Annotated in this window: 10 protein-coding genes, 1 tRNA gene and 2 pseudogenes; 2 read left to right on the top strand and 11 right to left on the bottom strand. The window is 41.8% G+C overall.

The window, feature by feature from the left end; translation table 11 throughout:
* Positions 1–389 precede the first annotated feature (389 nt).
* The 10 genes and pseudogenes from ACED53_RS07290 to ACED53_RS07245 all read right to left on the bottom strand — a co-directional run bounded on the left by ACED53_RS07290 (position 390) and on the right by ACED53_RS07245 (position 8,379).
* Positions 390–1,643 carry an HD-GYP domain-containing protein gene (locus ACED53_RS07290; protein WP_102579911.1) on the bottom strand — a complete coding sequence of 418 codons (1,254 nt, stop codon included), beginning with the start codon at positions 1,641–1,643 and terminating at the stop codon, positions 390–392.
* An 81-nt stretch (positions 1,644–1,724) separates the two neighbouring features.
* Positions 1,725–2,132, bottom strand: coding sequence for a VOC family protein (locus ACED53_RS07285; RefSeq protein WP_029223884.1), 408 nt, complete (start codon positions 2,130–2,132; stop codon positions 1,725–1,727).
* Between the two features lie 84 nt (positions 2,133–2,216).
* The gene (locus ACED53_RS07280) at positions 2,217–2,366 is read right to left on the bottom strand and encodes a hypothetical protein (RefSeq protein ID WP_157939758.1); all 150 of its coding nucleotides are present in this window, start codon (positions 2,364–2,366) and stop codon (positions 2,217–2,219) included.
* Positions 2,367–2,617: 251 nt separating this feature from the next.
* Positions 2,618–2,974 (bottom strand): annotated as a pseudogene (locus tag ACED53_RS07275) (DUF3391 domain-containing protein); the annotation flags it as partial.
* A 108-nt stretch (positions 2,975–3,082) separates the two neighbouring features.
* Positions 3,083–4,078, bottom strand: coding sequence for a LacI family DNA-binding transcriptional regulator (locus ACED53_RS07270; protein WP_017101455.1), 996 nt, complete (start codon positions 4,076–4,078; stop codon positions 3,083–3,085).
* Between the two features lie 108 nt (positions 4,079–4,186).
* Positions 4,187–4,942, bottom strand: coding sequence for a chitin disaccharide deacetylase (chbG, locus tag ACED53_RS07265; protein ID WP_017101456.1), 756 nt, complete (start codon positions 4,940–4,942; stop codon positions 4,187–4,189).
* A 16-nt stretch (positions 4,943–4,958) separates the two neighbouring features.
* Positions 4,959–6,281 (bottom strand): 6-phospho-beta-glucosidase, encoded by a 1,323-nt coding sequence (locus ACED53_RS07260; RefSeq protein WP_069591647.1) that lies wholly within the window; start codon positions 6,279–6,281, stop codon positions 4,959–4,961.
* A 10-nt stretch (positions 6,282–6,291) separates the two neighbouring features.
* Positions 6,292–6,603: a PTS lactose/cellobiose transporter subunit IIA gene (locus ACED53_RS07255; protein ID WP_017100049.1), complete on the bottom strand. Its 312-nt coding sequence runs from the start codon at positions 6,601–6,603 to the stop codon at positions 6,292–6,294.
* 48 nt (positions 6,604–6,651) lie between these two features.
* Positions 6,652–7,986: a PTS sugar transporter subunit IIC gene (locus ACED53_RS07250; RefSeq protein ID WP_017100048.1), complete on the bottom strand. Its 1,335-nt coding sequence runs from the start codon at positions 7,984–7,986 to the stop codon at positions 6,652–6,654.
* An 87-nt stretch (positions 7,987–8,073) separates the two neighbouring features.
* The gene (locus ACED53_RS07245) at positions 8,074–8,379 is read right to left on the bottom strand and encodes a PTS sugar transporter subunit IIB (protein WP_029225390.1); all 306 of its coding nucleotides are present in this window, start codon (positions 8,377–8,379) and stop codon (positions 8,074–8,076) included.
* Positions 8,380–8,626: 247 nt separating this feature from the next.
* On the opposite strand from ACED53_RS07245, the pseudogene ACED53_RS07240 reads away from it, so the two are divergent.
* Positions 8,627–9,910, top strand: a pseudogene (locus tag ACED53_RS07240) (carbohydrate-binding protein).
* Positions 9,911–10,030: 120 nt separating this feature from the next.
* Here ACED53_RS07240 and ACED53_RS07235 read toward each other — a convergent pair.
* Positions 10,031–10,115, bottom strand: a tRNA-Leu gene (locus tag ACED53_RS07235).
* A 195-nt stretch (positions 10,116–10,310) separates the two neighbouring features.
* Here ACED53_RS07235 and ACED53_RS07230 point away from each other — a divergent pair.
* Positions 10,311–10,787, top strand: coding sequence for an RDD family protein (locus ACED53_RS07230; protein WP_012604849.1), 477 nt, complete (start codon positions 10,311–10,313; stop codon positions 10,785–10,787).

The raw sequence follows: 10,787 nt of genomic DNA, 5'->3' as shown, positions 1-10,787 counted from the left end.
TATTCATCAACGAGTGCCCACACAGATTGATAGGTTTAAATTGTTAAAGAGCTTCTCTTCGTTGTGACTTACATCACTTAGGAAGAGGCGGCCATTCTAGCTATTTAATTCTCAGTGTCAAACACTTATTCGGAATTAATTTCTACTTTTAAAAAGTAAAAGCGAATCATCGCTTAAAGCTAGTTGCCTTACTAACATTCTTCGCTGAAGCCTTATGGCGTCTGCCGTGTCAGTGAGGCGGCATTATAGAGATGCAGCTCTCATTGGCAAGCATTAAATACGTTTTTTATTTAAAAAAGAGGTTAAGTGAAGACATTTCAACCAAGGGCTTATTTATACAACTTTCAACCCAAGTTTCGAACAAACTACCCACAAGAACCTGTGGATAACTACTCACCATTATCAAAAAAGTAAGATAAACGAGCCCTAGGGTTTAGATATTCTCTAACTTGCTCCGGTAACTTGCTTGGATGAACTGCATTGACAATTTTTATCTCTTTAGTAAATAGGTCAATGATCGGGGCTTGGGTTCTTGGAACGCTAGGATCATAGATCAGTACGTTCGGATAAAGCATATGTTTGGCATTAACCGAAATCACGATTCCAATTGATTCATTGGAAAGCTGCACGACAGTACCCGGCGGATAGACTCCCATGAACTTAACCAATAGACTCAAATTATCCTGACTATATAGATGTTTGCAGTTCTTATATAAGTGGGACAATGCCAAGTATGGGATCATTTGTTGAGATTGCGCTTTACCATGACAAAGATTATCGAATGCGTTAGCCACTGAAACTATTTTGGTTAGTTCATCTATCTCTTCTTCTTTTAAGCCTTCAGGATAACCAGAGCCATCATTCATTTCATGATGTTGAACGATTACTTTTTTGGCACTTTCAGGAAAGTCATCAATTCCAGAGACAATATCAGCACCATATTTCGTATGAAGTTTTAGGTAATTCTCTTCCGGTGCTGTCAGCGTACTCTGCTTTCTAAGTATTGCAGCTGGTATTTTGATCTTTCCTACATCATGGAACAAAACAGCAAAAGAAAGCGCTTTCAATTGTTGAGTATTGTAGCCTTTAGCTTTACCTATCATTAACGCAACGACAGAGACATTTAATGTATGAAAGTAAATGTCTTCAAAGTCAGCTTTAGCATTCATAAGATGTAAGGTAACGCTATCGTCACTTGCCAGTATTTCAACAATATCATCAACTAGACTTTTAACCTCTCCTACCGCATCTATAGGTCGGTTACGAATTTTTGTCATTACTGAACGCATTCGAGCAAGCGAGCGCTCGAACTCTTTCTCACAATGACTGACTCTACGACGGTAAGAGCTTAGGGTTTCGATACGTTCATGCTTATCTTTCCACATCCTTTCAGTTTCAAGGCTTATCTGTAGATCTGAATCGGCCCCTTTATCTATCTCGTGATTAGAAGGTAAAGGTGCAGTATCGCTTTGACTTAGATTTATATAGACATGCTTAATCCCAAGATGCCGAATTATTTTCACTTGAGCGTCATCTTTTATTTTGAAGCTGTTGAATAAAAATGGGTGTTCGTTCCATTTTAGGGGGAGTCGTATGTGTAGGCCGGGCTGGATGCGATCTACAGTAATCTTTATGCTGCCCATATTTATATAATATTGATTAATAATCTATATTTATAATTCTAATAAAACCACACGGGAATTTCACTATCCAATTTCACAGGTTCAACTTAAAGAATCACAATGCACCATCCAACGAATACCGAACTTATCTTCCACTTTACCAAATCTAGCGCCCCAAAACGTATCTGCGAGTGGCGTCATTATTCGCCCTCCTTGTTTAAGCTTCTCAAAAATTTTCTCTTGAGTCGCGGTATCCTCGGTAACCAAGGAAAGTGCCAGATTGTTCCCTTCAAGTTCTTTAGCTTTAACGCCATCAGACATCATGAGCTTCATACCAAATGCTTCGAACTCAGCGTGCATAACCCAACTAGGTTGTGCCCCCTCTATTACCTGAGGAGCATCACTAAAGAGTTGCTTCGATAAAACAACACCACCAAAGCATTTATGATAAAAATCTAACGCTTCACTACAACGACCATCAAAAAACAAGTAAGGGGTTACTGTCAGCATATGTTTCTCCTCTATTAGTCCTTTAAACATAGACAATAGACGTGAGAATGACAGATAACATTCTGATTTAAGATAATTAATTTACTAAGGAGTCACATTACGAACGGAAACGGTAATATTTTGGAATGGCACAATAAGGACTGACTGATTGGACAGACATTCCTGCCACCACCAAGGCAACGTTTTCTGCTCTCCAGATACAACAAAGCCCCGACTGAGTCGAGGCTTTGTCATCTAAATATGGTACCTGTTGGCAGGCTTGAACCGCCACGCCCGAAGGCAACGGATTTTGAAAGCGTGAAGGTTACTGATACTTACTTAGATCTACAGGTACCTATTTTGTTCTCAGGTTGCCAGCAACTAGATCTAGATGTATCGGCTTAACTTTCGAGTATTCACATGACACTCACACAACCAAAACCTGGACAGGATGAGTACAACCTCCCCCATTTTAGTTCGCACAACGAAATTTATGGTAAATCAATCATTATTGAGGATGCTTGCGACAATTCTTTCTCACAATGACTGACTCTACGACGGTAAGAGCTTAGGGTTTCGATACGTTCATGCTTATCTTTCCACATCCTTTCAGTTTCAAGGCTTATCTGTAGATCTGAATCGGCCCCTTTCTCTACCTCGTGATTAGAAGGTAAAGGTGCAGTATCGCTTTGACTTAGATTTATATAGACATGCTTAATCCCAAGATGCCGAATTATTTTCACTTGAGCGTCATCTTTTATTTTGAAGCTGTTGAATAAAAATGGGTGTTCATTCCATTTTAGGGGGAGTCGTATATGTAGGCCGGGCTGGATGCGATCTACTGTAAGTTTAATGTCTGCCACTTTTCCACTACTGACTTTTCTTTATAATCTTTTAATAATAGATTTTGTAAACGAATTCATCAATAAACACGCCATGTAGATGGTGTGCAGTATGGCTTTAAATAGAAGCTATATGGGCCTCTCTGCTTTGCGTATTTTCAAATGAGTTTCAAAGAGCAGCTTGTTCTCTAATTGCTGATCCTTTACTAGTCCCATAAGTGTTTGTACTGCGGCTCTAGCCATATCACTGATAGGGAAATGTACTGCTGATACCGTTGGATAAAGGCTTTCACATAAATCAACACTATCAAAGCTCACCATCGAGATTTTCTCTGGGACCGGGATTTTATGTTCATGTAGAAATTGCATAGCGCCAACCGTCATCTCCTCACTACAAGAAAAAAGGGCGGTCATTTCTTGATGTCGTCTATATAGAGCAGCCATTGCATCGTAACCACTTTGACGTCCGTAATCCCCTTCTTCACACCAACTCTCATCAATTTCAATCCCTGCGCTTGTCATTGCATCGACATAACCAAGCTTCCTCAGCAAACTATTATGCCGTTGTGAAGGTCCCATAATACAAGCAATGTTTCTGTGACCATTTGTTATAAGGTGCTCTACAGCAATACGACTCGCACCATAATGATTAAACGTAACACATCGTTCTTCAATACCTTCTACATGGCGATCTAGCAATACAAATGGTGTCGGCAACTTGGCAAGTTCACGTAAGTCATCATCAGAAAGGTAGCGACTATGGAGCACATACCCATCACAGCGAAGATCATGAAAACGTTGAATCGCCTCTCTCTCACCATCTGCAGAATGATGGCCTTGCGCGGTAATCAGGAACTTTTCATGGGTGTCTAATTCAGTTTGAACTTGCTCCATCATCTCCCCAAAGAACCCACCTGTATAGTAGGTCACTAACAAGCCAACCATGTTGCTTGATGAAGTAGCGAGAGAGCGAGCAATAGCACTTGGGCGATAATTGAGCTGTGCCATGGCCGCTTCGACTTTTTTTCTTGTCTCGTCTCGAAACTTACCCTCCCCATTAATAATACGAGAAACGGTAGAGCGGTTTACTCCGGCGAGTTCGGCGACATCTTTAATCCTTGCCATATGACTACTTAATCCAACTACTTGTTTTATTGAAAAGGGAGACCAAAAGTAAAGCGGCCACCAGCAAATCGTAAGGTGATTATAGGGGGTCGACGCTGGCAGCCTAAATCATACACTGACGACTTGGTAAGAAGAACTAAGTGCAGAGTAATCCGTGACTGCGATACCACACTGAAGAAGTTCCTGTTTAAGTATCGAAGAGGTCAGTACTTGTAGCTCCAACTCTCGCTGTAATGCGTAACCACTTTTATGTATTAGAGATTTATCGATTTCTGCAGGATGGCACATCACTTCGACAATATCGTATTGAGCCTTTAGGCTGAGCAAGTTCCTCATTAGTCCATCTAAATTCACGCCCTGGTCGTAAAACTCATCAGTAAAAAAATATCGAGTAGAATTACTTTCATGGCATAGTCCACTCCCACGTAAAGGCACTCGATACTTTGCAGCAAGCTCTCTAATTACGGGCAGTAATTGAGGGTGAGTGTGTGCATGATGGTGGCTATCGAGATGACTCAGGGATAAACCTAAAGCAAGGAAATGCTCTACCTGACTTTCAGCTTCTTCATACACTACCTTGGCATCGAAATCTTGTTTCTTCCACAGGTCAGCGTAACTAACAAACTCCTCCTTATTGTTAGTAAGATTAGGGTGCCCCGTTATTGGAGGCCCCGCTGTAAAACGCAGATGCACGCCAATTTTTAAATCTGGATTTTGTTTCGCCAACTCAACAGCATGCTTCTCTGCATCCATGCCTACCATCATAGTGGTCGAGTTAACAACGCCTTGCTGGTGTGCTTTGATGATTCCAATATTTACTCCTGACGTTAAGCCAAAGTCATCTGCGTTAAAAATCACTTTCATGACGATACAACCTTATCTATAACGTTGTTAATTTGAATTGAGGAAGGTATGACGCATTGACTCTCAATATGTCATCCAAAATGGATTTCGCTCGACCAATATCAGGCACTAGCGGATTATTGGTCAACGCCATAAGTGCTTTGTCATAACTGCCTTCAACGGCGGCTTCAATCGCCAATTGTTCGTAAGCCTTCACTTGATAGAGCAAACCTTTGATGTTATTAGATAGCTCCCCTACCGCGAGTGGTTTTGCCCCCCAACTACCAATCACTGCACTACACTCAATCACAGCACTATCTGGCAAACTGTTAATGGCCCCATTATTTAACACGTTAACGACGTGAATACTGTTGCGGTTGTTATAAATCGAATCAACTAGGTTCAATGACGCGTCGGAATAATAAGCTCCGCCTCGTTCCTCTAGTTCCTTCGGTTTATGGTCCAAATTAGGGTCTTGATACAACTTAAAAAGGGCAGATTCTGTTTCCATGACTTGTTCAGCACGAGTACCTTGCTCCCTAGCACTCTTTTTCTCTTCTGCTAACATAGCGTCGGTCTGATAAAAATAGCGATGGTAAGGACAAGGAATAGCACCTAAAGCTTTAAGAAAAGCAGGGTCCCATGGCTCTTCCCAAATATTTTTCATACTGAAGTTGGCACCATCTCCGACTTTTTCCAATACAGTTTGAGTAATATCTTCCCCTCTAAGCCATGCTTTGTGTACCCATACCAAGTGATTCAAACCTGCGAACTCAAGCTGCAATTCTTTTGGCTCACAATCCATCATTTCAGCGATCATCATCTCCATCGAGACTGGTACATTGCACAAGCCAAGACTCTTCACTTTGGAGTGTTTACTCACTGCTTCAGAAACTAAGCCTGCTGGGTTTGTGAAATTCAGCATCCATGCATTTGGCGCTAACTCTTCAATGTCTTTACAAATATCGAGAATCACAGGGATGGTTCGTATTGCTTTGGCAAAGCCACCTGGCCCAGTGGTTTCTTGACCGATAACGTCATACTTGATAGGGATACGTTCGTCATTAGCTCGTGCAGCTAAGCCTCCTACTCTAAATTGAGTCATTACAAAGTCAGCACCTTTGATGGCTTCTCGACGATCAAATCCCGCTTTGATTTCAATATCGGCGCCAGCCTTGTCAACCATACGCTGAGCTAACCCTTTGATGATTTCGAGCTTCTCTGCCCCCACTTCGATATCAACAAAGTGCATTTGTTTCACTGGTAGAAATTCCAAGCGCTTGATAACGCCCTCAACGAGTTCTGGTGTATAGCTACTACCACCACCAATGATGGCAAGTTTGATTGCATCTCTCGACATAATTGCTTCCCTACTTCTCTGCAAGTTGCTTGTTCAATGCGACGATTTCAACGGCCATTTCTTGAGCCAATATTGTGGTCATTAAGTGATCTTGAGCATGTACCATCACTAAGGTCATTGGCACTTTGCCTTCTCCCTGATCTTCTTCAATTAGTTGAGTTTGAACCAAATGCGCCTTGTTAATACATTCTCTTGCTTGGGATAGCTTTTCTTCAGCCGTTGCAAAATCTTTTTCTCTAGATAGACGCAATGCTTCATAGCTTAAGCTTCTGGCCTCGCCCGCATTACAGATAATTTCCATTACCACTAATTCTTGTTCCATATCTTCTCTCCAGAAAGGAGGGCTGCCAAATGACAGCCCAGATAATCATTAGGCTGTCACGCCTTCGCCTGTTGGTTTTTCTGCATTTTTCGTTTCTTTATTAGTTGGTAGCTCTTGCTCCAGCACCTGTTTCTCGAACATTTTGAAGAAAGGTAAATAAATGAAGAGGTCGAGAATAAGAAGAGCAATAACCAACAACACTGGTGAGAACGTCCAACCACTACCCCATGAGGCCCCTATGATTGCAGGGGTTGTCCAAGGTGTTGTCGCCACCCCCATACCAACAAAACCAAGATGTATAGCAAAATAAGCGATGGTTGCGTTTAAGATTGGCGCGAAAACGAATGGAATAAACAAAATTGGGTTCATCACAATTGGGCTACCAAAGATCACCGGTTCATTGATTTGGAAGAAACCCGGCACCGCACTCATGCGACCTATACTTTTGAGGTGCGCTGAACGGCTGAAAGACATCAACAAGACTAGCGCTAGAGTTGCACCCGAACCACCAATGAAGATGTAGAAATCCCAGAAGGGCTGAGTAAATACATTTGGAATTGGTTGACCGGCAACAAACGCATCGATGTTGACGCTAATGTTTGTAAGGAAGATTGGAGACAATAGTCCAACAACGATCGCTGCACCGTGAATGCCTGCAAACCATAATAATTGGCAAACAAGCAGCGCGCCGATGATCGCTGGTAAGGTATTTGAAGCACTGATCAGTGGTTTAAACATTGCCATCACCGCATCTGGGATCAGCATGTCGTATTGAGTCTGAACAAAAATACTTAATGGATATAACGTAATGAAAATCGCTAAGACAGGTAAAAGAACTTCAAAAGAACGAGCGATTGCAGGTGGGACCTGCTCTGGCATACGAATCGTAATGTTATGCTTCTTCATAAAGCGGTAGAGTTCTACCGAGAAGAAAGCACACATGACAGCAGTAAAGATACCAGTACCACCCATGTGCTTCATCGCCAAGGCACCATCTTTTGCAGGTGCAGCAACTAATAAAAAGCTCATGAGCGATAATACTGCGCTGGTGATTCCATCCATTTTGTACGCTTTAGCCAAGCTATAGGCGACCCCAAGCGAGACAAATATGGTCATTATCCCCATCGACATATTAAACGGCATCATAATAGTATCGAAATGCGTCGTCGCAAAGTCCAACCATATTTGACCTAAAGTAAACGAGGTACCCTCTTCAAATGGGGGGAAAGCAAAAATCAAAATAAAGCTACCGACAATAATAAACGGCATTGCCACAATAAACCCGTCTCTCATTGCTCTAACATGGGGCTGATTACCCACTTTAGCCGCTATTGGGGCTATATGCTTTTCGACGATTCCTATAATCGCATCATAAAGCTTCATAGAGTCCATCCTTATTTTCAGACAAAAGAATCCCGCACCAAATATTAATATTCAGTGGTACTCTTATTTATATTTAAAATTATTGAATTAGTTAATCAGATCTAAAGCTTGCTGTAGTACTTCTTCCCCTTTCATCATTCCATAAGCCTGGGGGGAAATCGCTTCTATATTTTTACCATGCTCTTGTGCGGTTTTACGTAGTTCTTCTAGCTGGAAACGAACCTGAGGACCAAGTAAGCAAACATCGTACTCTTTGATAGCCTCATCGAACGCGTTCACAGACAAAGCGTTAATCTCACATACAATTCCTTGCTTTTCAGCTGCTTGCTCCATTTTCTTAACCAGCATACTGGTCGACATTCCTGCGCTACAGCATAAAAGGATCTTTTTCATAGCCTTACTCCCATTGTGTAAATTTCAACCTGCAAAAATTGTAGCAAAAATAACCAACGCAAAAAAGCGCAACCGGTTGCATTGTTCGTGAACTGAATCCCACTTTAGAAAATACGGCCTATTTTTTATTAATTATTTAGGTCTAGGATAAAAGCCAGAAAGAAATTAAAAGCAACAACCTATACTTATAACTATCAATATATTGTTTCTGACAACGTCATAATTAATTTCCACTAAGGAATATAAAATGAAATTAAACAAACTGGCTATAATTACACTTTTAGGCACTGCCCTATCTCAATTTTCTCATGCCCAAGAAGCACCAATAGGTACCATATATTTAACCTTCGATGACGGCCCTATTAATGCATCTATCGATGTAATTAATGTGCTGAATGAACAAGGTATTAAAGGTACTTTTTATTTTAATGCTTGGCATTTAGATGGCATTGGTGATGAAAATGAAGATCGTGCTTTAGAGGCCTTAAAACTTGCTCTTGATACGGGGCATATCGTGGCTAACCACAGTTACGCACACATGATTCATAACTGTGTTGAAGAGTTTGGCCCTAACAGTGGCGCAGAGTGTAATTCAACCGGCGACCATCAAATCAACTCTTACCAAGATCCTGCTCATGATGCGGGTACTTTTACCGAAAACTTAGCCGTGTTAGAACGATACTTACCAAGTATCAACAGCTATCCAAACTATCGTGGAGAGGAATTTGCTCGACTGCCTTACACCAATGGCTGGCGTGTAACAAAGAACTTTAAGGCAGATGGTTTATGTGCAACATCTGATGATTTTAAACCTTGGGAGCCTGGTTAATTCTGTGACACTGAAAACCCTTCAAACAGCGTTAAGGCCTCGATTGAAGTGCAAAACATCTTAGCGAATAATGGATACCAAACCCATGGTTGGGACTTAGACTGGGCACCTGAGAACTGGGGTATAGCGATGCCAGCAAACAGCTTAACAGAAGCAAAACCATTCCTTACCTATGTTAATGCAGCACTTAATAGTTGTGCACCAACTACCATTAATCCTATCAACTCCAAAGCACAAGAATTTCCTTGTGGTACGCCGTTACACGCAGACAAAGTGATAGTGTTAACGCATGAATTCTTATTTGAAGATGGTAAACGAGGTATGGGAGCAACCAAAAATTTACCTAAGTTAGCTAAGTTCATTCAAATAGCTCAAGAAGCAGGATATGTCTTCGACACCATGGATAACTACACTCCGGTTTGGCAAGTTGGCAGCGCTTACGCAGCTGGCGATTACGTCACTCACTCAGGCACCGTTTACAAAGCCGTAACGACACACGTTGCACAACAAGACTGGGCGCCATCTTCAACCTCTAGCCTTTGGACTAATGCCGACCCAGCAACCAATTGGACGCTAAACGTTGCTTATGAGGAAAGTGATGTAGTGACATATCAAGGTTTACGTTACCTAGTAAACGTACCACATGTATCACAAGCCGAGTGGACTCCAAATACACAGAAAACCTTGTTCACAGCTCTATAGACTGTTCCTACTATCACCATGTAGTAGTTTGCGCGAGGCATACCCCTCGCGCTTTTTTTCTTTTTGGGGATTCAGAAATAACAAAGCCCCGACTTTCGTCGAGGCTTTATCATTTAAATATGGTACCGGTAGGCGGACTTGAACCGCCACGCCCGAAGGCAACGGATTTTGAATCCGTCGTGTATACCAATTTCACCATACCGGCATTATCTTGGGGCATCGCCCTTTCGATGTTTGGCATTATACGTATGCGAACTGATGTGGCAAGTATAAAAACTTGAATTCATGTGTGTTTGCCGATAATTTCGCCACTAAGTCATAAGCTGTGCGTCATGTCTCTTTTCAGGCTAGGCCTTAAACTATATTCTGACGCCTCAATTTTTAAAGAAGTAATAACACCATGACATCAATAAACACTCTGCCACCAGCCGGAGTAATGCGCCGATTTGGTGCCTTGTTCTATGACGCACTCATTGTAATCGCTATTGAAATGATGGCTGCCGGCATCATTGTTGCTCTACTGCACGCACTCATGGCTCTTGGTATTTTTAACCATGGCGGGTATGCCGATGTCAGTGACTTCTTGACTAATCATCCGATTTGGAGCCCTGCGTATACTTTTTACTTAGTCGTCGTTTGGGTTTACTTCTTTGTCTTCTTCTGGACCAGAGCAGGTCAAACTCTGGGAATGAGAGCTTGGAAGCTACGAGTTCAAAACAAAGATGGTTCTGCGATCACAATAACTCAAGCGCTAATACGTTTAGGTACATCGGGGTTTGGACTTGCAAACTTATGTGTTCCATTCGATCCTCAGAAACGTGGCTTTCACGATATCTGGGCAAAGACCGAAGTCGTTGTGTTGCCAAAAGCACAATAA

It is taken from the genome of Vibrio sp. 1F169, from assembly GCF_041439605.1.
Lineage (GTDB): Bacteria > Pseudomonadota > Gammaproteobacteria > Enterobacterales > Vibrionaceae > Vibrio > Vibrio tasmaniensis_A.
This window is presented reverse-complemented; position numbering and strand designations above follow the sequence as displayed.